This window comes from Kitasatospora sp. NPDC094016, from assembly GCF_040304045.1.
Lineage (GTDB): Bacteria > Actinomycetota > Actinomycetes > Streptomycetales > Streptomycetaceae > Kitasatospora.
On sequence record NZ_JBEOUK010000002.1, the window covers coordinates 82,433 to 106,673 of the forward strand.

The following is a 24,241-nucleotide window of genomic DNA, read 5'->3' on the forward strand; positions in this document are numbered from 1 at the left end:
GCGCCCGTTCGAGGGCGCGCGACTGCCGGAGCGGTCGCCGCCCGGATCGCGTGGGCCGGCTTTCGCCATGGTGCGTGGCCGGTCGGGCATTCGGGCTCAGGGCGGCGTGATCGCCGCCCCACACCGCTGCGCGTCAGCCCCGGATTCGCACCGGGTTCCCCCGCTCGGCCACCGCGGACGCTACCGCACGGCGCACCGGCGCACGAGGTGGTGTGATCGACATGACGACCCGTTGACTCCCGTTCGACCGGCGTGGTCTGATGAACCGATTTTTTGCCCTCGGCATTCAGGGGAAGCCGGTCGAACTCCGGCGCTGACCCGCAACCGTGGACCCACCTGTGGTGGGTGAGCCGGAATGCCTGGACCGGGGGCCTGTTCACAGAGCACTTGCGTCGTCGCGGACTACGACGCGGTCCGGACGGTCCCTGCCCAGGAGACCGTGGGCTGCGCCGTTGCGTCCTGCGTCGACCGACCAGGGAGTCGTCGTGAGGGTCAGCAGCAGTCGCACACGTCACAGGAACCGTGACCTCGCCTCCTTGGTGGTCGCCGGTGCTGTCGCGGCCGCCGCCTGCGGAAGCGTCCTGTTCGGGCGCCCCGGTACCGCGGCCGCCGACCCGATCGAGCAGTGCACGGCGACGACGGGCGCGATCGTCGCCGTCGACTTCACCCACTGGGGCGGCGGCGTCGTCCGGGGCTGCGACGCCCACCCCACGACCGGGATGAACCTGCTGCACGCCGCCGGCTTCACCACCGCCGGAACCGAGCACGACGGACCCGCCTTCATCTGCCGACTCGGAACCGGGACCTTCAACAGCGGCACCCAGTACCCGACGCCGGCCGAAGAACCCTGCGTCAACACCCCGCAGGCCACCGCGTACTGGTCGTACTGGATCGCCGAACCCGGCCAACAGGCGTGGTCCTACAGCCGGTTCGGCGCCGGGACGCAGAAGCCAAAGCCCGGCGAGGTCGAGGCCTGGGTGTACGGCGGCACCGACATCGGCGGCACCAGCGGGGCGCCGGGCTTCACGCCGGACTCCGTCCGGGCGAAGAGCGGCGGCTCGTCGGCTTCGCCGTCCGCCCCGCTGTCACCCTCGGCGACCCCGAGCCCGACTCCGACCTCGACTCCGAGCCCGACTCCGACTCCGACTTCGACCGGGCCGTCCGCCACCGGAGACCCGGCGGCCGCCGCAGCCTGGCTGGCCCGCCAACTCGTCGGCGGCGACCACATGGAGAACTGGGCCGTCGAGGGGCCGGACCACCCCCGGACCGCCCTCACCGCCATCGCCCTCGCCGCCGCCGGCACGCAGGACCCGGCGCTGCGCCGGACGACCGCCTTCCTCTCCGCCCACGCCGACGCCTTCCTGTATCCCGACGGACCGGCCGGCCGGCCCGATGCGAAGGCCGCCGCACTGCTGGCCCTCGTCGCCGAGAGCACCGGTGGCGATCCCCGGGCCTTCGGCGGCCGGGACCTGATCGCCGCGCTCACCGGCCACGTCTGCACGGCGGCGGGGGAGAACGGCAAGTGCACCGCCGCCGGGGACTTCCTCGGCGCGGCCTCGCCCTGGGTCCAGTCCCTCGGCGTCATCGCCCTCCAGCGCGCCGGCGTCACGCCACCCGCCCCGGCGCTCGCCCGCTTCACGACGCTCCAGTGCGCCGACGGCGGAGTGGCCGGATCGATGATCGTCGCCGGCGACCACTGCGAGTCCGACCCGCTCACCACCGGCCTCGCGGTCCTCGCCCTGCGCACGGCCCCCGGGTACGAGACGGCCGCGAAGAAGGCGTCGGACCAGCTCGCGGCCGGACAGCAGGCCGACGGTTCCCTCCTCCCGTACCTCGGCGCCCCCGGTGACACCATCAGCACCGCGAGCGCGGCCCAGGCGTTCAGGGCCACCGGACAGGACACCCGCCGGGCCGCCGCCACGGCCTGGCTCGCCGCCCGGCAGGGAACGGACGGCGGCTTCGGCCCCGACGCGTCGACCACCGACCCGGACCCGGCGGCCACCGAGCAGGCGATTCTGGCCCTGACCGGCACCGACCTCACCAGCGTCCGGCACAACCCGGACGCCACCACCCCGCCGACGACACCCGCCACCACGCCGCCGACCTCGCCCGCCACCACCCCGCCGACCTCGCCCGCGACCACGCCGCCTGCCGGGAGAACCCCCGACGCCGCCAAGGGCAGCGCCTACCTCACCGACCCGTCCCGCCTGATCAACGGCCGCTACTACGAGGGCTTCCCGGCCTTCGCCGACTTCGGCCTCACCATCGACGGCGCCTACGCCCTCGCGGCCACCGGCACCGACGACGCCGCGCTGCGCAGGATCGTCGACTTCCTGGACCAGCCGGGCAAGGACGCCAGCGAGCGCACCGTCAACGACTGGACCGGCATCGGCACCGAGTACGCAGGCGGCGGCTCGATCGGAAAGGAGGCGCTGCTCGCCGAGGCGGTCGGCCGCAACCCGCGCGCCTTCGGCGGCCACGACCTGATCGCCGCCCTGGCCGCCCTCGTGTGCACCAAGGCCGACCAGAGCACCGGCTGCGCGGCGCCCGGCAACTACACCTACGCGACCTCGGTGTTCTCCCAGGCGCTCGGCATCATGGCCCAGCTCCGGGCCGGGGACTCGACGAACGCGGCTCCCGCGATCGCCTACCTGAAGGGTCTCCAGCACCAGGACGGCTCGTGGCCGAGCCTGATCCCCGCCACCGGTGACTCCGACGTGGACAGCACGGCGATGGCCGTCATGGCCCTCGCCCTCGTGCCGGGCGACGAAGCCGCGCGGGCCGTCGACCAGGGCCTCGGCTGGCTCGCCGCGCGGCAGCTGCCCGACGGCGGCTTCCCGGGAGCGGCCGGCGACTCGACCAACTCGGCCGCGCTCGCCATCCAGGGCATGACACTGCGCCAGTCCACGTACGGCGCCCAGATCGCCAAGGCGCGCGACTTCCTGTCGGGCCAGCAGAACGGCGACGGCGGGTTCAACGTGGCCTCCGCCGGGCAGCCGGGATCGGACGTCCGCGCGTCCACGCAGGTGCTCGGCGGTGCCACCGGGATCTCGTTCGGCACGCTGTTCCGGGAGCTCGGGGGAACGTCGACGCCGACGCCCACTCCGACCTCCACCGGGACGGCGACCCCGACGGCGACCCCGACGGGTTCGCCGACCGGCACCCCGACCGGCACGCCCACGGGCACCCCGACCGGCACACCTACGAGCATTCCCACGAACACGCCGAGCCCGACGGGCTCGCCCGCCACGGCTGGGCCCTCGGACACCGCCGCTCCCTCGACCGGCGACGGCTCGGCCACCTGGTCGGCCGGCGGCATCGACGCCCCGGCCGATGGCAGGGGCGCCCCCGCCGGTGGCGCGGCGGCGCAGACCGGCTCCGGCAGCCTGGCCGGGACCGGAACCCAGGCTCTGACGCTGACGGCGGGTGCGGGTGTGCTGACCGCGCTCGGTGCGGCGGCGGTCCTCGTCGCCCGACGCCGCGCCGCGGCCGCCCCGGGGCGGCACCGGTGAGCCGGGGACTCGGCGGTCGGCTCGGCGGGCGGCTCGGCCGGCTGTCCGGGGCGGCGGCCCTGACCTTCGCCCTCGCGTTCGGCGGCGTCGCCGCGGGCACCGCCCCGGCGTCCGCGGCGCCGCTGCCGATCGACCAGTGCACCACCACCTCCGGCGTGGTGCTCGCCGTGGACTTCAGCAAGTGGGGCGGCCCGCTGCTGCGCTCCTGCGGGACCACCCCGACCACCGGCTTCACCCTGCTCAACCAGGGCGGCTGGAAGACCACCGGGACCGGGCACGACGGTCCGGCGTTCATCTGCCGGATCGGCTACAGCGGCTTCCAGGGCGGCAAGCAGTTCCCGGCCCCGGACCAGGAGAAGTGCGTTCTGACGCCCCCGGCCACGGCCTACTGGTCGTACTGGCACGCCGATCCGGGCCAGAACGAGTGGTCCTACAGCCAGCTCGGCGCGATGAGCTACCAGCCGAAGCCCGGCAGCGTCGACCTCTGGATCTTCGGTGGCACCGACGTCGAGGGCACCGAGGGGCGGCCGGGCTTCTCACCGGACAGCGTTCGCGCGAACAACTCCAGCCCCGGCGGGCAGCCCGCCGACCCCGGCCAGGGCACCACTGGCGGTTCCGGCGGCTCCAACGGTTCCGGCGGCGGGTCGACGGGTGCCACGGGGACGACCGGCGGCGGCACCGGTTCGAGCAGTGGCACCGGTTCGAGCGGCGGGACCGGGAACGGGAGCGGAACCGGCAGCAGCGGCGGGAGCAGCACCGGCAGCGGCGGAACCGCCGGCACCAGCGGCGCCGGCACGGCCGGTGGCACCGGATCGGGCCGGGCCCCGGCGCCCGCCAAGCCCCCGGCGGGCGGAGCCCGTCCGCCCGCGCCCGCCACCACCCCGGGGCCCGGCGCCGTCGCCACCCCCGAGGACGGCATCACGCCGCCCGGAGCGCCCGAGTCGACGCCCGTGCCCGCCACGCCGGTGCCGGTCGAGCCGTCCACCGCGCCGCCGGCGGACGCCCCGAGCGACCAGCCGACCCCGCAGACGGTCGAGGCAGCGGCCGCGCCGACGTCCACCCCCGCCGTGCCCGGCGGTGTGGTGGACGCCAACCCGGTGGCCGACGCCCCGCACGACTCCGGGTCGATGGCCCCCGCCGTCATCGCGACCGCCCTCGTGGGGGTGCTGGGCGCGGCCACCGTGGTCGTCGCGCGACGGCGCCGCCGCCGGGCCGAGTGATCCGGTGACCATGCCCGATCAGCACGCCGCCGTCCCCCCGAAGCCCGACCCGAAGCCCGACCCGAAGCCCGACCCGAAGCCCGACCCGAAGCCGAAGCCCGCCCCCGGACGCGACGCCGGGAGCCGGCGCAGCCCCCGGAACCTGCACCCGCTGGCCTGGTGGACCTGGGCGCTGGCCCTGGCGACGGCGGCCAGCCGCACCACCAACCCGCTGCTCCTCCTGCTCGTCCTCGCCGTGCTCGGCTACGTGGTCACCGCCCGCCGGACCGAGGCCCCGTGGGCGCGCGGGTTCACCTACTATCTGTGGCTGGCCCTGACCGTGGTGGCGATCCGGGTGGTGTTCCGGTGCGTCTTCGCCACCGGTATCACCCCGCACGACCATCTGCTCTTCTCGCTCCCGCACCTGCCCACCCCCGCCTGGTACGCGGGCATCCGGATCGGCGGGCCGGTCTCCCTGGAGGCGACCCTCTCCGCCGCCTTCGACGGGCTGCGCCTGGCCTGCCTGATCTGCTGCATCGGCGCCGCCAACACCCTCGCCAACCCCAAGCGCGCCCTGCGCGTCCTGCCCGGCGCCCTGTACGAGCTGGGTGTGGCCGTGACGGTGTCGCTGAGCGTCGCCCCGCAGCTGGTGCAGAGCGTCCAACGCGTCGCCCGGGCACGGCGGTTGCGTGCCGGGCGGCGCAAGGGCGTCCGCGCGCTGCGCAGCATCGTCGTCCCGGTGCTGGAGGACGCGTTGGAGCGTTCGCTGCACCTGGCCGCCGCGATGGACTCGCGTGGCTACGGCCGCTCCGGCACCGCGACCCGCCGCTCCCGTCACGTCACCGGCGCCCTGATGCTGCTCGGCATGTGCGGCCTGTGTGCCGGGGTGTACGGGCTCCTGGACGGAACCGCCCCCGCTGCCCTGGGGCTTCCGGCCTTCCTCGCGGGCGCCCTGCTCTGCGTGGCGGGGCTGGTCCTCGGCGGCCGGCGCGTACGGCGCACCACCTACCGGCCGGACCGCTGGCGGGCCGCCGAGTGGGCCGTCGCGGGCTGCGGGGTGACCGCCGCCGTCCTGCTGTTCGCCACCGTCGGCTACGACGCCACGGATCTCAACCCGTCGCTCTACCCGCTCAGTTGGCCGAGCCTGCCGCTCGTCCCGGTGCTCGCCCTGCTGCTGGCCGGCGCCGCCGGGGTGATCGCGCCGCCGCCGGGCGGTACCCCGGAGCCCGCCACCGGTACCCGCCGTACCGGCACCGACCGTACGACCCCCGAGGTGAGCACGTGATCCGATTCGACCAGGTCGGTGTGGTGTACGACGGCGAGACCACCCCCGTCCTGCGCGACGTCGACCTGCACATCCCGGAGGGCGAGCTCTGCCTGGTGGTCGGCCGTACCGGCGTCGGCAAGTCGACCCTGCTCGGCGCCGTCAACGGCCTCGTGCCGCACTTCACCGGCGGCACCCTGCGAGGCAGGGTCACCGTGGACGGCCGGGACACCGCGCACCACCCGCCGCGCGAACTGGCCGACGTGGTGGGTGTGGTGGGGCAGGACCCGCTGGCCGGCTTCACCACCGACACGGTGGAGGAGGAACTGGCCTACGTCATGGAGCAGTTGGCCGTCCCGCCGGAGGTGATGCGCAAGCGCGTCGAGGAGACCCTCGACCTGCTCGGCCTCGCCGACCTGCGCCACCGCGCCCTGCACGAGCTCTCCGGCGGCCAGCAGCAGCGCGTCGCCATCGGCTCGGTGCTCACCGCGCACCCCCGCGTCCTGGTCCTGGACGAACCGACCTCGGCGCTCGACCCGACGGCCGCCGAGGAGGTGCTCGCCGCCATCACCCGCCTGGTCCACGACCTCGGCGTCACCGTCCTGCTCGCCGAACACCGCCTGGAGCGGGTCGTCCAGTACGCCGACCGCGTCGCCTACCTGCCCGGCGACGGCACGGTCGTGCACGGGCCGCCCGCCGAGGTCTTCCGGCACACCGCGATCGCGCCGCCGGTCGTCGACCTCGGGCGGCTGGCCGGGTGGCGGCCGCTGCCGCTCTCCGTCCGGGACGCCCGGCGCGCCGCCGCTCCGCTGCGGGAGCGGCTCACCGACGTGCCCGTTCCTCCGCCGCGCCGGGCAGCGGTGGTGGGGGATCGGGTGCTGGACGCCCGGGGGGTGGTCGTCCGGTACGGGCCGGTGGCCGCCGTCCGGGAGGTCGGGCTGGACCTGCGGGCCGGTGAGGTCACGGCGCTGATGGGGCGCAACGGTTCGGGCAAGTCCTCGCTCCTGTGGGCCCTTCAGGGCTCGGGCCCGCGACAGGGCGGCAGCGTGCGGGTCCTCGGAGCCGACGGCGGGCCGGCCGCGGACCCCAAGCGGCTCTCCGCGACCAGGGCCCGGCAGCTCGTCGGGCTCGTCCCGCAGACCCCGACCGACCTGCTGTACCTGGAGACGGTCGCCCAGGAACTCGCCCAGAGCGACCTGGAGGCCCGCGGCGCAGCAGGCCCGACCGCAGCAGGCCGGACCACAGCAGGCCGGACCACAGCCGGCCCGACCGCGCGGCAGATCCTCGACCGGCTCGCCCCCGGGATCCCCGACGGCACCCACCCCCGGGACCTCTCCGAGGGCCAGAAGCTGGCCCTGGTCCTGGCGATCCAACTGGCCGCCGCGCCAAGGGTGGTGCTGCTGGACGAACCCACCCGAGGGCTCGACTACCACGCGAAGGAGGCGCTCACCGGCATCGTGGACGCCCTCGCCGCCGAAGGCCGTACGGTCGTCGTCTCCACCCACGACGTCGAGTTCGTCGCCGCCACCGCCGACCGGGTGGTGGTGATGGCCGAGGGCGAGATCGTCGCCGACGGCCCCACCGCCCAGGTCATCGTCGCCTCGCCCACCTTCGCCCCCCAGACCGCCAAGATCCTCGCCCCGCTGCCCTACCTGACGACCCGGCAGGTGGCCGAGGCCCTGGCGCCCGCCGAGACCGCCCGGTGAGCGCCGTCCGAATCCCCGGCCGGGCCCGCGTCGTCGCGGCCCTGGCCGCCTTCATCGGCTTGGTCGCCTTCACCTGGCCGTTCGTCGTCGCCCCGGGAAAGTTCGGCTCCTCCTACGCCCCGCCGCTGATCTTCGGCGCCCTGCTGATCCTGGTGCTCGCCGTCGTCATCGCGGAGATCGCGGCCGGCGGCATCGACGCCAAGGCCCTCGCCATGCTCGGCGTCCTGTCCGCCGTCAACGCCGGGCTGCGCCCGCTCGGCGCCGGCACCGCAGGAGTGGAGACGGTCTTCTTCATCCTCGTCCTGGCCGGCCGGGTCTTCGGCCCGGGCTTCGGGTTCACCCTCGGCTGCACCTCGCTGTTCGCCTCCGCGCTGCTCACCGGCGGCGTCGGCCCCTGGATGCCGTACCAGATGTTCGGCTGCGCGTTCGTCGGCATGCTCGCCGGGCTCCTGCCGAGAACCCGGCGGCGGCGCTGGGAGGTGGCGATGCTGGCGGCGTACGGGGCCTTCTCCGGGTACCTCTTCGGCTTCCTTCTCAACCTCTCCTTCTGGCCGTTCTCCACCGACCCGAACAGTTCCATCGCCTACCTGCCGGGGCTGCCGTTCACCGAGCAGTGGCACCGCTACCTGCTCTTCGACCTCGCCACCTCGCTCGGCTGGGACACCGGCCGGGCCGTCACCACCTTCACGGCCGTGCTCGTCGTCGGCCCGGCCGTCCTCACCGTCCTGCGCCGCGCGGCCCGCCGCGCCAACTTCGAGCCCGTGGTGCGCTTCGAAGCCCCGGACGGTCGACGAGTCACCACGAACGGCACCGCCGGCGGCACCGCGAACGGCACCGCGGACGGCGAGGGAGTCTCACCATGCGGACGGCTTCCGTGAATTCCGCGTCGGCCCCGGTGGTTTGCCCCTAAGCTGGCCACGCAGCTGGTTCGTCCTGTCCGCCAGGCAGGACGTCGCAAGAGGGAACCCGGTGGGAATCCGGGACTGCCCCGCAGCGGTGAGTGGGAACGACCGCCGTCATACGCACTGGACCCGGGACGGGTCTGGGAAGCGATGGCCAGTAGGTACCGGACGCAGACAGGCCCGGTGCGCCCACGAGTCCGAAGACCTGCCCGTTGCCCGCCCGCGGACCGTTCCGCGTGCGGATACCCCGGTGACCTCGTGGGCGGGTCGGCGACCATACCAGGCGGATCGGGCACACGCGTCGACGTGAGCCGCCGCCCGGTTCGTCATCCCTTCGCGCTCTCGTCCCGTCCCCGGGCACTTGAGGAGCCAGACTCGCGAAGGAGAGTCCCTTGACCACGAAGTCCGCAGCCGCGGCGACCAGGGCCACCGTGTACGGCTACCCCCGGCAGGGCCAGGGCCGGGAGCTGAAGAAGGCCATCGAGGGCTACTGGAAGGGCACGGTCACCGCCGACGCCCTGCGGGAGACGGCGGTCGGCCTGCGCCGGGAGAACTGGGCGCAGCTCGCCCAGGCCGGGGTCCTGGAAGTGCCCACCGGCGACTTCTCGTTCTACGACCACGTACTGGACACCACGGTCGCCGTCGGCGCGATCCCGGCCCGCCACCGGGCGGCCGTCGAGGCGGACGCGCTGGACGGCTACTTCGCCATGGCGCGCGGCACCCAGGAGGTCGCGCCGCTGGAGATGACCAAGTGGTTCGACACCAACTACCACTACCTGGTGCCCGAACTCGGCCCGGACACCGTCTTCACCGCGGACCCGGCCAAGGCCGTCGGGGAGTTCCGGGAGGCGCTGGCGCTCGGCCACACCGCACGCCCCGTGCTGGTCGGCCCCCTCACCTACCTGCTGCTCGCCAAGCCCGCCCCCGGTGTCGCCGAGGACTTCCAGCCGATCACCCTGCTGGACCGGCTGCTGCCGGTCTACGCGCAGCTGCTGGCGGATCTGAAGGCGGCCGGCGCCGAGTGGGTGCAGCTGGACGAGCCCGCGCTGGTGCAGGACCGCACCCCGGCCGAGCTGAACACCGCCGCCCGCGCCTACCGTGAGCTGGGCGGCCTGGCGGACCGTCCGAAGCTGCTGGTCGCGAGCTACTTCGACCGGCTGGGCGGGGCCCTGCCCGTGCTGGCCAAGGCCCCGGTCGAGGGCCTGGCGCTGGACTTCACGGGGCCCGCCGCTGCGAACCTGGACGATCTGGCCGCCGTCGGCGGGCTGCCCGGCAAGCGGCTGGTGGCCGGGGTGGTCGACGGGCGCAACATCTGGATCAACGACCTGGAGAAGTCGCTGGCGACCCTGGCGACCCTGCTGGGCCTGGCCGAGCGGGTCGACGTCGCCCCGTCCTGCTCGCTCCTGCACGTGCCGCTGGACGCCGCCGCCGAACGCGACGTCGACCCGCAGATCCTGCGCTGGCTCGCCTTCGCCAAGCAGAAGGCCCGGGAGGTGGCGCTGCTGGCCCGGGGTCTGCGCGAGGGCACGGGGGCGATCGCCGCCGACCTGGCCGCCAACCGCGCCGACCTCGCCTCGCGCGCCAACTCGCCGATCACCCACGACCCGGCGGTGCGTGCCCGTACCGCCGCCGTCACCGCCGACGACACCCGCCGCGCCCAGGCCTACCCGCAGCGGGCCGAGGCCCAGCGCGCCCGGCTCGGCCTGCCGCTGCTGCCGACCACCACCATCGGCTCGTTCCCGCAGACCTCCGAACTGCGGGTCGCGCGGGCCGATCTCACGGCGGGCCGGATCGACGCGGCGGCCTACCGGGAGCGGATGGAGACCGAGGTCCGGGAGGTCATCGCCTTCCAGGAGAAGGCCGGACTGGACGTCCTGGTGCACGGCGAGCCCGAGCGCAACGACATGGTCCAGTACTTCGCCGAGCAGCTCACCGGCTACCTCGCCACCCGGCACGGCTGGGTGCAGTCCTACGGCACCCGGTACGTGCGCCCGCCGGTCCTGGCCGGGGACATCTCCCGCCCGCACCCGATGACCGTCGACTGGTTCGGCTACGCGCAGGGCCTCACCGACCGCCCGGTCAAGGGCATGCTCACCGGCCCCGTCACGATGCTCGCCTGGTCCTTCGTCCGCGACGACCAGCCGCTCGGCGACACCGCCCGGCAGGTCGCCCTCGCCCTGCGCGACGAGGTCACCGACCTGGAGGCCGCGGGCGCGGCCGTCGTCCAGGTCGACGAGCCGGCCCTGCGCGAGACCCTGCCGCTGCGCGCCGCCGACCGCCCGGCGTACCTGGCGTGGGCCACCGAGTCCTTCCGCCTGGCCACCTCGGGCGTCCGCGCGGACACCCAGGTCCACACCCACATGTGCTACGCCGAGTTCGGCGCGATCATGACGGCGATCGACGAACTCGACGCGGACGTCATCTCGCTGGAGGCCACCCGCTCGCACATGGAGGTCGCCGGAGAACTCGCCGGGGCCGGCTACCCGCGCGAGGTCGGGCCGGGCGTCTGGGACATCCACTCCCCGCGCGTCCCGAGCACCGAGGAGGCCGTGGAACTGCTGCGCGCGGGCCTGGCCGCCATCCCCGCCGAGCGGCTGTGGGTCAACCCCGACTGCGGCCTGAAGACCCGCGGCTGGACGGAGACCCGCGCCTCGCTCGACAGCCTCGTCGGCGCCGCCCGCCACCTGCGCGCGGAGCTCGCCGGCTGACCCGCCGGTGACGCGACCCGGCCGGGCCCCGCACGCCGTGCGGGGCCCGGCCGGGTCGGGCCGCTTCCCCGACGGCGGCCCGGCCGGTTTCACCCGGACCCGGGAAGCCCGAGGTTCTGGTAGATCTCCGTCGTCACCGTGGAGAAGTTCATGGTCATGAAATGCAGCCCGGGAACACCCTCGGACAGCAGGCGCCGGCACATTCCGGTGGCGTGATCGATACCGATCGCCCGGACGGCGTTCGGGTTCTCCTGCTGCTTCAGCATGCTTTCGGAAAGCCCATCGGGAATGGCGGCGGTGGTCAGCGTCGGAATCCTGCGAAGTGACCGGATGCTGGTCACCGGCATGATCTCCGGAATGATCGGAACGGTGCAGCCGGCCGATTCCAGTCGATCCCGGAAACGGAGGTAGCTGTCGACGTCGAAGAACATCTGGGTGATGGCGTAGTCGGCTCCCGCCCGGCACTTCTCGATGAAGTGCCTGATCTCGGAATCCCAGCCGGGGGACCTCGGGTGGAGGTCCGGGAAGGCGGCCACACCGACGCAGAAGTCGCCGGACTCCTTGATCAGCCGCACCAGGTCGGCGGCGTACTCCACCCCGTCGGGGTGGCGGTGCCAGGTGCCCAGCGGATCGCCCGGCGGGTCGCCGCGCAGCGCCAGGATGTTACGAACTCCCTGGTCAGCGTAGTGGCCGAGAATGTTCCGCAGTTCGGCGACGCTGTGGTCGACCGCGGTCAGGTGGGCGGTCGGCGTGAGGGTGGTCTCCTGCGCGATGCGGCCGGTGACGTTCACCGTCCGCTCCCGTGTCGACCCGCCGGCGCCGTAGGTCACGGAGACGAAGGTGGGGGACAGCGCTTCCAGGCGCCGGATCGCATTCCACAGGCCGACCTCCGCTTCGGCGCTCCGGGGCGGCATGAATTCGAAGGAATAGGAAAGCCTGCCGGTCGCGAGGAGTTCGCGGACGGAGGTCGCCCGATCCGTGCGCGTGGAGGGAATTCCGAGTGTCATGGCAGGAGGTTAACCAGCCGGGCTCGCGATAGTCCTCAGGTGTCCACTCTGTGATACGAATTCTCTCGGGGGTACGAGTTGGGAGACGGGTGGGGCGAGCGGCACAATGGGCGCATGAAAAGACCTTCGCAGGTATTGTCGGGGCTGCCCGGATGGGATCGGTGCGCGGTGATGGGAGTCGTGAACGTGACCCCAGACTCGTTCTCGGACGGCGGCCGCTGGCTGGACCCGGGGCGCGCGGTGGACCGTGGACTGCTGCTGGCCGAGCAGGGCGCGGACATCGTGGACGTCGGCGGGGAGTCGACCCGGCCGGGAGCGGCCAGGGTGTCCGAGGAGGAGGAACTGCGCCGGGTCCTGCCGGTGGTGCGCTCGCTCACCGACAAGGGCGTCCTGGTCAGCATCGACACGATGCGGGCCCGGGTCGCCGAAGCGGCGGTGGAGGCCGGCGCCCGGATCATCAACGACGTCAGCGGGGGCCGGGCCGACGCGGGCATGGCCCGCGCCGCGGCCAGGGCCGCGGTGCCCTTCGTCGTCATGCACTGGCGCGGGCAGTCCGCCCACATGGACGAGCTGGCCGCGTACGAGGACGTCGCGGCCGAGGTGATCCGTGAGGTCGCACGGCAGATGGACACGGTGGTGTCGGCCGGGGTCGACCCCTCCCGGGTCATCGTGGACCCGGGCCTCGGCTTCGCCAAACGCCGGCAGGACGACTGGGCGCTGCTGGCGTCGCTGGACGCCTGGCGCGTACTGGGGCGCCCGCTCCTGGTGGCGGCCTCGCGCAAGCGCTTCCTGGGCGAGCTGCTGGCCGACCCGCGGACGGGCGAGGCCCGTCCGGCCCGGGAACGCGACGCGGCCACCGCGGCGGCCAGCGTCCTGGCCGCCGCGCAGGGCGCGTGGGCGGTGCGGGTGCACGAGGTCCGCGACACGGCGGACGCCGTCCGGGTCGAGGCCGCGATCCGAACCAACCGGGTCTGAGAGAGGAAGTACGCGCCATGCCACGTCCGACCGGGCGGAAGATCTACGCCCACGCCAAGCTGCGCCGACTGCGCCGCGAGCACGGCATGAACCAGGTCGAGCTGGCGCGCGAGCTCGGCATCTCGACCAGCTACCTCAACCAGATCGAGCACAGCCAGCGTCCGCTGACCGCCGCCGTGCTGCTGCGGATCGCCGAGGTGCTCGGGGTCGACCCGGAGTTCTTCTCCGAGGCCGAGGAGGAACGCCTCGGCACCGACCTGCGCACCGCGCTCGCGGACGAGGCCTGCGGCGGAGCCGTGCCGACGGAGGAGATCGCGGAGGTGAGCCGCAACCACCCGGAGGTGGCACGGGCCCTGGTCGCGCTGCACCGCGGCTACCGCGAGGCGCTCGCGCGCGTCGTCGACCTCGGCGAGCCCGGCACCGGGGCGGGCATCCGCCCGGCCGAACCCCACGACGAGGTCAGGGACTTCTTCTACACCCACCACAACCACATCGCCGCCCTGGACGAGGCGGCGGAGCGGACCGCGCAGTGCCTGGCCACCACGACCGCCGGCCGCACCGCCGCCGCGCTGGCCGCCCGCCTCGGCGAACGGCACGGGGTGCGGGTGCTGGACGCCGACCACCGGCGGCCCGGCGACCTGCGGCGCTACGACCCGGCGGCCGGCACACTGCGGCTCTCACCGTGGCTGGCCGACGGCCAGCGCGCCTTCCAACTCGCCACCCAGCTGGCCCTGCTGGAGCACCGGCCGCTGCTCGACACGCTCGTGGCGGCGGCCGGGCCCGGCCTCACCTCACCCCAGGCCGCCGACCTGGCCAGGATCGGCCTGGCCAACTACTTCGCCGGCGCCCTGCTGATGCCGTACACCGCCTTCCACGCGGCCGCCGAGGAGCTGCGGTACGACATCGAGCTGCTCCAGGCCCGCTTCGGGGTCGGGTTCGAGACGGTCTGCCACCGGCTGAGCACCCTCCAGCGTCCGGGCCGACGCGGCGTCCCGTTCTCCTTCCTGCGCGCCGACCGGGCGGGCAACATCTCCAAGCGCCAGTCCGCGACCGACTTCCACTTCTCCCGCCTCGGCGGTACCTGCCCGCTCTGGACGGTCTACGAGGCGTTCTCCGCACCCGGCCGGATCCTGACCCAGGTCGCCGAGATGCCCGACGGGAAGCGCTACTTCTGGATCGCCCGCACCGTCTCCCACGGCGGTTTCGGCCACCGCGCACCGCGCAGCGAGTTCGCCGTCGCGCTCGGTTGCGAGCTGCGCCACGCCCACCGCCTCGTCTACGCCGAGGGCGTCGCGCTCGACGCTCCGGGAGCGGCCGCCCCGATCGGGCTGGGCTGCCGGATCTGCGAGCGCCGCGACTGCGCCCAGCGCGCCCGCCCGCCGGCGGGCGGGCGCCTGGCCGTCGAGCCGGACCGCCGCAGCCGCGTTCCCTACGCCGTGTTCGGTGACAGCCCCGGCACCGGGCGCTGGCCGGGGCCGTCGTAGCGGGCGAGCGGGCGGATCAGGGAGTTGTGGGCGAGCTGTTCGGTGATGTGGGCGGTCCAGCCGGTGATGCGGCTCATCACGAAGAGGGGTGTGAAGACGGGGGTGTCGAAGCCCATCAGGTGGTAGGCGAGGCCGGCGGGGTAGTCGAGGTTGGGGTGGATGCCCTTGCGTTCCAGCATCGCCTCGCGCAGTGCGGCGTGCAGTGCGGCCAGCCGGGCCGTCCCGGGGTCGGCGCTGCGGGCCACCAGGTCGTCCAGGGCAGCCTGCATGATCGGGACGCGGGAGTCGCCGTGCCGGTAGACGCGGTGGCCGAAGCCCATGATCCTCCGCTTGGCGGCGAGTGCCTCGTCGAGCCACCGCGCGGCCCGGGCGGTGTCGCCGATCTCCTCCAGCATGTGCATCACGGCCTCGTTGGCGCCGCCGTGCAGGGGGCCCTTGAGTGCGCCGATCGCTGCGGTGACGGCGCTGTAGAGGTCGGAGAGGGTGGAGGTGACGACGCGGGCGGTGAAGGTGGAGGCGTTGAAGCTGTGCTCGGCGTACAGCACGAGGGAGATCTCGAAGCAGCGGACCACCTCGGGGGCGGGCACCGCGCCGAAGCACATGTGGAAGAAGTTCTCCGCGTAGCCGAGCCCGGGGTCCGGCGGGATGGGCGCCAGGCCCCGGCGGCGGCGCTGGTCGGCGGCGACGACGGTGGGCAGTTTCGCCAGCAGGGTGAGGGACTTGACGAGGTGGGGCGCGGGGCGGCCGTCGTCCTCGGTGGGGTCCTCGGCGCCGAAGAAGCTGACGGCGGTGCGCAGCACGTCCATCGGGTGGCAGGTCTCGGGCAGTTTGGCGAGCAGTTCGGCGGTGGTGCGGTCGAGCGGGCGCAGGGCGGCCTCGCGGGCCCGGAACTCCCGCAGCTGCCCGGGGTCGGGCAGTTCGCCGTGCCACAGCAGGTGGGCGACCTCCTCGAAGGAGCGCCGGGCGGCGAGGTCCTGGACGGGGTAGCCGCGGTAGGTGAGGGAGTTGGTCTCCTGGATGACGGTGGAGATCCCGGTGGTGTCGACGACGACTCCGGCGAGTCCGCGGTGGATCCCGGGTGCGGTGGTGGGCATGGCTGGTCTCCGATGCGGGGTCAGGCGCCGGGCGGGAGGGTGAAGTCGAAGACGGCGGTGTCGAAGGCCGCGTACTGCTCGTAGCCGAGGAGTTCGTACAGCCGGGAGCGCGGTTGCATGCGCGGCAGCAGCGACTCCTGGGTGCCCTCGGCGGCGAGGGTGCGCAGGCCGTCCTCGACCGCGCCCATGGCCAGGCGCAGCAGGGTGACGGGGTAGAGCGCGATCTCGTACCCGAGGTTCTGGAGGGTGCGGGCGTCGAGCAGCGGGGACTTGCCGAACTCGGTCATGTTGGCGAGCAGCGGGACGTCGACGGCCTTGCGGAAGGCCTCGAACTCGGCCTCGTCGGCGAGGGCTTCGGGGAAGATCGCGTCGGCTCCGGCGTCGACGTAGGCCTTGGCCCGGTCGATCGCGGCGCGCAGTCCCTCGACGGAGCGGGCGTCGGTGCGGGCCATCAGCAGGAAGTCGGGGTCGCGCCGGGCGTCGACGGCGGCGCGCAGGCGGCGGGTCATGTCCTCGCGGGGGACGACGGCCTTGCCGTCGAGGTGGCCGCAGCGCTTGGGGTTGACCTGGTCCTCCAGGTGCAGGCCGGCGAGGCCGGCGTCCTCCATGAGCTGGACGGTGCGGGCGGCGTTCATGGGTTCGCCGAAGCCGGTGTCGGCGTCGATCAGGACGGGCAGGTCGGTGACGCGGGTGGTCTGCTGGGCGCGGGCGGCGACCTCGGTGGCGGTGGTCAGGCCGATGTCGGGCAGGCCGAGGTCGGCGGCGAGGACGGCGCCGGAGAGGTAGGCGGCCTCGAAGCCGAGGTCCTGGACGAGCCGGGCGGAGAGCGGGTTGAGCGCGCCGGGCATCGTCAACAGCCGCCCGGTGGCGAGGCGTTCGCGCAGGGCGCGGCGGCGCTGGGTGGGGGTGGTGCGGGTGTGCAGCATCAGAACAGGCCCTTCGGGAGGAGCGCGTCGAACGCGCGCACGGCCTCGGTGTCGACAGCCGGGAACAGCTCGTCCAGGTCCGCGGCCTTCAGCTCGGCGAGGTCGGCGGCGGCTGCCAGGAAGCGGTCCTGGTCGGCGGGGGAGACGACGCCCTGGGCCAGGGTGCGGAACTTCCGCTGGTACGCGGGGCGGTCGAAGGGGCGCGCGCCGGCGGGGTGGGCGTCCGCCACGCCCAGCTCGTCCTCGATCACCGTGCCGTCGTCCAGGGTGATCACCACACGCCCGCCGAAGGCCCGCCGGGCCGGGTCGGGGTCGTGGTAGCGGGCGGTCCACTCCCGGTCCTCGACGGTGGTGATCTTCTGCCAGAGCGTCACGGTCTCCGGGCGTTGGGCCCGCTCGGGGGCGTAGGAGCGCTCGTGGTGCCAGGCGCCGTCCTCCAACGCGACGGCGAGGATGTACGGGATGGAGTGGTCGAGGGTCTCGCGGCTCGCGGTCGGGTCGTACTTCTGCGGGTCGCCCGAGCCGGAGCCGATGACGTGGTGGGTGTGGTGGCTGGTGTGCAGGACGACCGAGCGCACCTTCTCCAGCGGCCCGGCCTTCTCGCGCAGCCGCCGGGCCAGATCGATGATCGCCTGGGCCTGGTACTCGGCGGAGTGCTCCTTGGTGTAGGTGTCCAGGATCGCCCGCCGCGGCTCGCCGGGCCCGGGCAGCAGCACGGTGTAGTCGGACTGCGGGCCGTCGAGCAGCCAGGCGAGGAAGCCGTCCTCACCCTCGTAGACGGGGGACGGGGAGGTCTCGCCGCGCATCGCCCGGTCCACCGCCTCGATCGCGGCCTTGCCGGCGAAGGCGGGGGCGAAGGCCTTCCAACTGGAGATCTCGCCCTTGCGGGACTGCCGGGTGGCCGTGGTGGTGTGCACGGCCTGCTGCACCGCCTGATACACCGTCTCGGTCGGCAGCCGCAGCAGCGCCCCGAGCCCGCAGGCGGTGGCCGCGCTCAGGTGCGCGACGTGGTCGATCCGGTGGGCGTGCAGGCAGATGCCCCGCACCAGCGCGACGTGGACTTCGTAGGCGGCGACGATGCCGCGCAGCAGGTCGGCCCCGCTGCGGCCGGTGTGCTGGGCGACGGCAAGCAGCGGCGGGATGTTGTCTCCGGGGTGGGAGTAGTCGGCGGCGAGGTAGGTGTCGTGGAAGTCCAGCTCGCGCACCGCCGTCCCGTTGGCCCAGGCCGCCCACTCCGGCGAGACCCGGGCCGGGCTGCCGAACACCCGGGCGCCCGGCGCGCCGCGGTGGGCGAGCGCCTGGGCGCGGGCCACCGCCACGGGCCGGCGCAGCAGCGACGCGACGGCCACCGCCGCGTTGTCGATCACCCGGTTGACGGCCATGTTCACGCCGGCCGGGTCCAGCTCCTCGGTGCCGGTGGCGACGGCGGCCAGCTTCCAGGCGAGCTGCTCCTCACGCGGCAGCCGGTCGGCACTGGGGTGGACGCGGACGTGGTGCTCGATCACGGGACTCCTCGGGAGTGTGTGACGACTCTGGGGGCTTGCGTGATCGAGCCTGCTGGTCGGACGGCCGATGATCCAGCATGCCGATCGGTGGAATCCGTACGGCGGATTCCTGTGAAGCTGCGAAACCTGCGAACCCGGCCGGGGAACCGGCTCCTCGCGGCGGCCCGGGACAGCACGGCGCCCCGGAGAGCGCGCGGGTGGCGCGTTCTCCGGGGCGGTGGGCGTAGCGGGCGCCGAGCGGGCCGAGAGACCGTCAGGCCGCCTGGTGGACGTGGAACCCACGCCCGCTCTTGCGGCCGAGCAGTCCGGCCTCGACCATGCGGGAGAGCAGGGGCGGCGGCGCGTAGAGCGGCTCCTTGTACTCGTCGTACATGGACTCGGCGATGGCCTGCACGGTGTCCAGGCCGATGAGGTCGGCGAGTTGGAGCGGGCCCATGGGGTGGGCGCAGCCGTGGACCATGCCGGCGTCGATGTCCTCGGGGCTGGCGTGGCCGGCCTCGGCCATCCGGACGGCGGAGAGCAGGTAGGGCACCAGCAGGGCGTTGACGACGAAGCCGGCCCGGTCGCGGGAGCGGATGACGTGCTTGCCGAGGGTGTCCCGGGTGAAGGCCTCCACCCGGTCGAGGACGGCCGGGGCGGTGTGCAGCGAGGCGACCAGTTCGACGAGCGGCATGACGGGGGCGGGGTTGAAGAAGTGCAGGCCGAGGACGTGGGAGGCGCGGTCGGTGGTGATGCCGAGGCGGGTGACCGGGATGGCGGAGGTGTTGGTGGCCAGGACGGCGTCGTCGGTGACGAGCACCTTGTCCAGGGCGCCGAGCACCTCGGTCTTGACCCGTTCGTCCTCGACGACGGCCTCGACGACGAGCTGGCGGTCGGCGAGCGCTTCCAGGTCGTCGGCGAACAGCAGGTGGGCCCAGGCGTCCGTGCGCTGCTGCTCGTTGATCCGGCCGCGGTCGACGGCGCGGTGCAGGGAGCGGTCGATCCGGGCCCGGGCGGCGCGCAGGGCGCCCCGGCCGGCCTCGCAGACGACGGTGTCGAGGCCGGCGCGGGCGAAGACCTCGGCGATGCCGGAGCCCATCTGCCCGGCGCCGACGACCGCTACGCGGCGGATGTCGTTCATCGGATACCTCCGTGGTCGGGCGGCTCAGGCCGCGGTGCGGATCCGCACGAGGTGGCGGGCGTAGGCCTCGGTGGTGAGGAAGGCGGGCAGTTCGGCGCCGAGGGCGGTCTCCTCCAGGATCCGTACGGCGTCGTCCACCAGTGCCGGGTCGGCGCCCTCGGCGAGCAGGGTGGCGCGCTCGCGGTCGATCAGCCGCCGTACGAGGTCGGGGGTGGCGAGCGATCCGCCGGTCAGCCGGGAGCAGTGGTGCTGCCACTGCCAGATCTGGCAGCGGGCGATCTCGGCGGTGGCGACGTCCTCCATCAGGCCGAAGACGGCGACGGCTCCGGAACCGCCGAGCCAGGCCGTCAGGTAGCGCAGGGCGACGGCGACGTTGGAGCGCAGGCCCTGTTCGGTCGGCAGGCCGACGGACAGCCTGTGCACGCCGAGCAGGTCGGCGGCGGTGACCTCGACGTCCTCGCGGGTGCGGTCGAGCTGGTGCGGGCGGGCGTCGAGGACGGTGTCGAAGGCCGTCCGGCAGGTGGCGACGAGGCCGGGGTGGGCGACCCAGGAGCCGTCGAAGCCGTCGCCGGCCTCGCGCTCCTTGTCGGCGCGGACCTTGGTCAGGGCCGCCTCGTTGGCGGCGGGGTCGCGTTGCGGGACGGCGGCGGCCATGCCGCCGATGGCGTGGGCGCCGCGGCGGTGGCAGGTGCGCACCAGCAGGTCGGTGTAGGCGCGCAGGAACGGCTGGGTCATGGTGAGGGTGGCGCGGTCCGGCAGGACGTAGCGGGGGCCGTGCGTGGCGAAGTTCTTGATCAGGCTGAACAGGTAGTCCCAGCGCCCGGCGTTGAGGCCGGCCGCGTGCTCGCGCAGCTCGTACAGGATCTCGTCCATCTCGAACGCGGCGGTGATGGTCTCGATCAGCACGGTGGCGCGGATCGTTCCGTGCGGGATGCCCGACTCGTGCTGGGCGAAGGTGAAGACGTCGTTCCACAGCCGGGCTTCGAGGTGGTTCTCCAGCTTGGGCAGGTAGAAGTACGGGCCGCTGCCGCGCTCGATCTGCCGCCGGCCGCAGTGGAAGAGGTGGAGGCCGAAGTCGACCAGCGCGCCGATCGCCGGGCGGCCGTCGATCAGCAGGTGCTGCTCGTCGAGGTGCCAGCCGCGCGGGCGCACGACGATGGTGGCGGGCGTGTCGCCGATCCGGTACCGCTTGCCCTCCGGGGTGGTGTCGTCGATCCGGCGCTCGATCGCGTCGAGCAGGTTCAGCTGGCCGGTGAGCAGGTTGTGCCAGGTGGGGGAGGTGGCGTCCTCGAAGTCCGCCAGCCACACCTTCGCGCCGGAGTTGAGCGCGTTGACGGCCATCCGGCGTTCGGGCGGGCCGGTGATCTCCACCCGGCGGTCCGCCAGGCCGGGGCCGGCGCCGGCGACCCGCCAGGTCGGGTCCTCGCGGACGGCGCGGGTCTCGGGCAGGAAGTCCAGGGTGCCTCCGGCGGCGAGGAGCGCACCGCGGCGGCGGCGCTCGGCGAGGAGTTCGGCGCGGCGGTCGGCGAAGGCCTCGTGCAGGCGTGCCACGAAGTCCAGGGCGGCAGGGGTGAGGATCTCGTCGAAGCGGTCCTCGTGTTCGCCGAGGACGTCGATGCGGCTGGGCTGGCTCATCCGGTTTCTCCAGGAGCGTGGGCCCGGGGCCTCGTCCCTCAACGAGGCCCCGGGCGGCGGGGTGAAGGGCGGTCTCTCCCCAGGGAGGCCGCCAGGGAGGCTCAGTGGAACTGCTCGGCCTCGGTGGAGCCGGTCAGGGCGAGCGTCTCGGCGTTCGGGTTGAGCGCGGTGGAGACCAGGTCGAAGTAGCCGGTGCCGACCTCGCGCTGGTGCTTCACGGCGGTGTAGCCCTGCGGCACGGCCGCGAACTCGGCCTCCTGGAGGTCGACGTAGGCCGTCATCCCGTGCTCGGCGTAGCCGCGGGCGAGCTGGAACATCGAGTGGTTCAGCGCGTGGAAGCCGGCCAGCGTGATGAACTGGAAGCGGTAGCCCATCGCGCCCAACTCCCTCTGGAACTTGGCGATCTGGTCGTCGTCCAGGGCCGCCTTCCAGTTGAAGGACGGCGAGCAGTTGTAGGCGAGCATCTTGTCCGGGTACTCGGCCTTGAGCGCCTCGGCGAACTCGCGGGCCTGGGCGAGGTCCGGGGTGCCGGTCTCCACCCAGATCAGGTCCGCGTACGGGGCGAACGCGAGGCCGCGCGAGATCACCGGAGCCATGCCCGGCTCGACCCGGTAGAAGCCCTCGGCGGTGCGCTCGCCGGTGCAGAACCGGGCGTCGCGCTCGTCGACGTCGCTGGTCAGCAGGTTGGCGGCGAGCGCGTCCGTGCGGGCCACGATCAGGGTCGGCACGTCGGCGAGGTCGGCGGCCAGGCGGGCGGAGTTGAGGGTGCGGACGTGCTGGGCGGTGGGGACGAGCACCTTGCCGCCGAGGTGGCCGCACTTCTTCTCGGAGGCGAGCTGGTCCTCGTAGTGGATGCCCGCCGCGCCGGCCGCGATCATGCCCTTGGTGAGCTCGAAGGCGTTCAGCGGACCGCCGAACCCGGCCTCCGCGTCGGCGACGATCGGCACCAGCCAGTCCGGCCCGCCGTCCGTCCCCTCCGCCGCGTCGATCTCGTCGGCGCGCAGCAGCGCGTTGTTGATCCGACGCACCACCTGGGGAACGGAGTTGGCCGGGTAGAGGCTCTGGTCCGGGTAGGTCTGCCCGGCCTGGTTGGCATCGGCCGCGACCTGCCACCCGGACAGGTAGATCGCCTGCAGTCCGGCCCTCACCATCTGCACGGCCTGGCCGCCCGTCAGCGCGCCGAGGGCGTGCACGTAGTCCTGCTCGTGCAACTGCCGCCACAGGCGCTCGGCGCCCCGGCGGGCCAGCGTGTGTTCCTCGCGGACGGTGCCGGACAGCCGCACGACCTCGGCCGCCGAGTACGTGCGCTCGATGCCCGCCCACCGCGGGTCGGACGCCCACCGAGCGGCCAGCGCCGCCGCCTGCTGCTCCTGCTGCTGCCGAACCGACTGAGTCATGGGTCTGCTCCCCAGGGGTGCTCGTTGCGAAGGTTGTGAGGTGTCTCACCGCGAGGGCGAGTGGGCGGCCGGGCGGTGCCGGGCGGCGGCGGAACACCGCAGGACGTGGACGCCCGGACAGCCTGCCCGGCCGCGACCGACCTGGTGTTTCGCCGCTGTCCTGCGCACCTCCCGGCCGCACCACCGACTCTGGCACCCGGCGAAGCCGCCGTCACCGATGGACCACTGCCAACTTCTGCGAACGGTCCCCGGCGAATCTGCGAAGGTTGCGACGACGCGACCTCTCGCCGTGCGGCTAGGCTTCCCGCACCAGGTCGGCCGACGGCCGGTGAGGGGAGAACGACACGATGGGAAAGGCCTTCGCCGGCGCCCGGCTGCGCCGCCTGCGCGAGGAACGCGGACTCAGCCAGGCCGCCCTCGCCCGGCTGATCGACCTGTCACCCAGCTACCTCAACCAGCTGGAGCACGACGCCCGCCCGCTCACCGTGCCCGTCCTGCTGCGCCTCACCGAGGCCTTCGGCGTCGAGGCCGGGTACTTCGCCCCGCCCGGCAGCGCCCGGCTCACCGCCGAACTGCGCGACGCGCTCGGCGAGGAGCTCGCGGCCGGACGGGTCACCGCCGGGGACCTCGACGAGGTGGCCGCCCGCCTGCCCGCCGTGGCGCGGCTGCTGATGGACCTCGGCCGCGGCCGACGGGCGGTATCCGAGCAGCTCGCCGTCCTCGCGGGGGACCGCGGCCCGGCGCCCGACACCCTCACCCCGCACGAACAGGTCCGCGAGTTCTTCTACCGCCGCCAGAACTACCTCCACGAACTCGACACCGCAGCCGAGGAGTTGGCCGCAACCATCGGCCTGCGGCGCGGCGAGGTCAGGGCGGTGCTGGCCGACCGGCTCGCCTCCGGCCACGGCGTACGGACCGCCGCCGGAGGCGAGCACCTGCACCGGTACGACCCGCGCAGCAGGATCCTGAGCCTGTCGGACCGGCTGCGCCCGGGCCAGCAGGCGTTCCGGATGGCCACCCAACTCGCCTACCTGGAACACGATCCGCTGCTGTCCGAACTCGCGGCCCAGGACAGCCCGGAAGGCTCCACCGCCTGGTCGCTCACCCGGATCGGCCTGGCCAACTACTTCGCCGCCGCCCTCGTGCTGCCGTACGCCGCCTTCCACGCCGAGGCCGAATCGGCGCGCTACGACATCGAGCACCTCGCCGACCACTTCGGCGTCGGCTACGAGACGGTCTGCCACCGGCTCAGCACCCTCCAGCGGCCCCGGCTGCGCGGCGTACCGTTCTCCTTCGTCCGGGTCGACCGGGCCGGCAACGTCTCCAAGCGCCAGTCCGCGACCGACTTCCACTTCTCCCGCACCGGCGGCACCTGCCCGCTGTGGAACGTCTACGAGTCCTTCGCCGCCCCCGGCCGGGTCCACGTCCAGGTCGCCGCCATGCCCGACGGCCGGCGCTACCTCTGGACCGCCCGCGCCGTCACCCGCTCACCCGGCGGCTGGGGCCGCCCCGGCAAGACCTTCGCCATCGGCCTCGGCTGCGAACTCCGCCACGCCGCACGGCTCGTGTACTCGGCGGGACTGGACCTCGGCGACGTGGCGGCCGCCACCCCGATCGGGCTCGGCTGCAAGGTGTGCGAACGCCCGGCGTGCCCCCAGCGCGCCGCGCCCGCCATCGGCCGGCCGCTGGCGCTCGACGAGCACACCAGCACCTTCGTCCCGTACCCGGCACTACCCGACCCCCGGCGCTGAAGGCCGGGGGCGCAACTCCACTGCCGCGACCGTCTGCGGGCAGACCGCCGGGGGTG

General features: G+C 73.9%; 16 protein-coding genes and 2 riboswitches. Of the genes, 9 read left to right on the top strand and 7 right to left on the bottom strand.

The window, feature by feature from the left end; genetic code table 11:
- Window positions 1-84: 84 nt before the first annotated feature.
- Window positions 85-161: riboswitch (cobalamin riboswitch) on the bottom strand.
- Window positions 162-539: 378 nt separating this feature from the next.
- The 6 genes from ABT015_RS02225 to metE all read left to right on the top strand — a co-directional run bounded on the left by ABT015_RS02225 (window position 540) and on the right by metE (window position 11,291).
- Window positions 540-3,512, top strand: a complete 2,973-nt coding sequence (locus ABT015_RS02225) for a prenyltransferase/squalene oxidase repeat-containing protein (RefSeq protein ID WP_502897258.1) — start codon at window positions 540-542, stop codon at window positions 3,510-3,512.
- On the top strand, window positions 3,509-4,732 hold the full coding sequence (locus tag ABT015_RS02230; protein WP_350875830.1) for a hypothetical protein: 1,224 nt from the start codon (window positions 3,509-3,511) through the stop codon (window positions 4,730-4,732). Before ABT015_RS02225 ends, ABT015_RS02230 begins: the two co-directional genes overlap by 4 nt.
- 10 nt (window positions 4,733-4,742) lie before the next feature.
- Complete coding sequence (locus ABT015_RS02235) at window positions 4,743-5,996, top strand: CbiQ family ECF transporter T component (protein WP_350875833.1); 1,254 nt, start codon at window positions 4,743-4,745, stop codon at window positions 5,994-5,996.
- The gene (locus ABT015_RS02240) at window positions 5,993-7,681 is read left to right on the top strand and encodes an ABC transporter ATP-binding protein (RefSeq protein WP_350875835.1); all 1,689 of its coding nucleotides are present in this window, start codon (window positions 5,993-5,995) and stop codon (window positions 7,679-7,681) included. The genes ABT015_RS02235 and ABT015_RS02240 overlap by 4 nt, the downstream gene beginning before the upstream one ends.
- Window positions 7,678-8,559 (top strand): ECF transporter S component, encoded by an 882-nt coding sequence (locus tag ABT015_RS02245; protein ID WP_350875837.1) that lies wholly within the window; start codon window positions 7,678-7,680, stop codon window positions 8,557-8,559. Before ABT015_RS02240 ends, ABT015_RS02245 begins: the two co-directional genes overlap by 4 nt.
- 29 nt (window positions 8,560-8,588) lie before the next feature.
- Window positions 8,589-8,810, top strand: a riboswitch (cobalamin riboswitch).
- Between the two features lie 165 nt (window positions 8,811-8,975).
- Complete coding sequence (gene metE / locus ABT015_RS02250; protein ID WP_350875839.1) at window positions 8,976-11,291, top strand: 5-methyltetrahydropteroyltriglutamate--homocysteine S-methyltransferase; 2,316 nt, start codon at window positions 8,976-8,978, stop codon at window positions 11,289-11,291.
- Between the two features lie 89 nt (window positions 11,292-11,380).
- Here metE and metF read toward each other — a convergent pair whose 3' ends face one another.
- A complete protein-coding gene (gene metF / locus ABT015_RS02255; protein WP_350875841.1) occupies window positions 11,381-12,298 on the bottom strand; it encodes a methylenetetrahydrofolate reductase [NAD(P)H] in 918 nt (305 codons plus the stop codon).
- 114 nt (window positions 12,299-12,412) lie between these two features.
- Here metF and folP point away from each other — a divergent pair, with 114 nt between their 5' ends.
- Together folP and ABT015_RS02265 are read left to right on the top strand one after the other, a co-directional pair.
- Entirely contained in the window at window positions 12,413-13,273 is an 861-nt protein-coding gene (folP, locus tag ABT015_RS02260; protein WP_402447911.1) for a dihydropteroate synthase, read from the top strand.
- 17 nt (window positions 13,274-13,290) lie between these two features.
- A complete protein-coding gene (locus tag ABT015_RS02265; protein ID WP_350875846.1) occupies window positions 13,291-14,757 on the top strand; it encodes a short-chain fatty acyl-CoA regulator family protein in 1,467 nt (488 codons plus the stop codon).
- On the opposite strand, the gene ABT015_RS02270 is transcribed toward ABT015_RS02265, so the two are convergent.
- The 6 genes from ABT015_RS02270 to aceA form a co-directional block, all read right to left on the bottom strand.
- Window positions 14,703-15,851 (bottom strand): bifunctional 2-methylcitrate synthase/citrate synthase, encoded by a 1,149-nt coding sequence (locus ABT015_RS02270; protein ID WP_350875848.1) that lies wholly within the window; start codon window positions 15,849-15,851, stop codon window positions 14,703-14,705. The two genes, ABT015_RS02265 and ABT015_RS02270, sit on opposite strands and share 55 nt — an antisense overlap.
- 20 nt (window positions 15,852-15,871) lie before the next feature.
- Window positions 15,872-16,777 carry a methylisocitrate lyase gene (gene prpB, locus ABT015_RS02275; protein ID WP_350875850.1) on the bottom strand — a complete coding sequence of 302 codons (906 nt, stop codon included), beginning with the start codon at window positions 16,775-16,777 and terminating at the stop codon, window positions 15,872-15,874.
- Window positions 16,777-18,282 carry an MmgE/PrpD family protein gene (locus ABT015_RS02280; protein WP_350875852.1) on the bottom strand — a complete coding sequence of 502 codons (1,506 nt, stop codon included), beginning with the start codon at window positions 18,280-18,282 and terminating at the stop codon, window positions 16,777-16,779. Before ABT015_RS02280 ends, prpB begins: the two co-directional genes overlap by 1 nt.
- Before the next feature lie 253 nt (window positions 18,283-18,535).
- Complete coding sequence (locus ABT015_RS02285; protein ID WP_350875854.1) at window positions 18,536-19,402, bottom strand: 3-hydroxybutyryl-CoA dehydrogenase; 867 nt, start codon at window positions 19,400-19,402, stop codon at window positions 18,536-18,538.
- 24 nt (window positions 19,403-19,426) lie between these two features.
- Complete coding sequence (aceB, locus tag ABT015_RS02290; RefSeq protein ID WP_350875856.1) at window positions 19,427-21,037, bottom strand: malate synthase A; 1,611 nt, start codon at window positions 21,035-21,037, stop codon at window positions 19,427-19,429.
- A 101-nt stretch (window positions 21,038-21,138) separates the two neighbouring features.
- Window positions 21,139-22,434 (bottom strand): isocitrate lyase, encoded by a 1,296-nt coding sequence (gene aceA, locus ABT015_RS02295; RefSeq protein WP_063352213.1) that lies wholly within the window; start codon window positions 22,432-22,434, stop codon window positions 21,139-21,141.
- Window positions 22,435-22,781: 347 nt separating this feature from the next.
- Here aceA and ABT015_RS02300 point away from each other — a divergent pair, with 347 nt between their 5' ends.
- On the top strand, window positions 22,782-24,185 hold the full coding sequence (locus ABT015_RS02300; protein ID WP_350875859.1) for a short-chain fatty acyl-CoA regulator family protein: 1,404 nt from the start codon (window positions 22,782-22,784) through the stop codon (window positions 24,183-24,185).
- The last annotated feature ends 56 nt before the right edge of the window (window positions 24,186-24,241 follow it).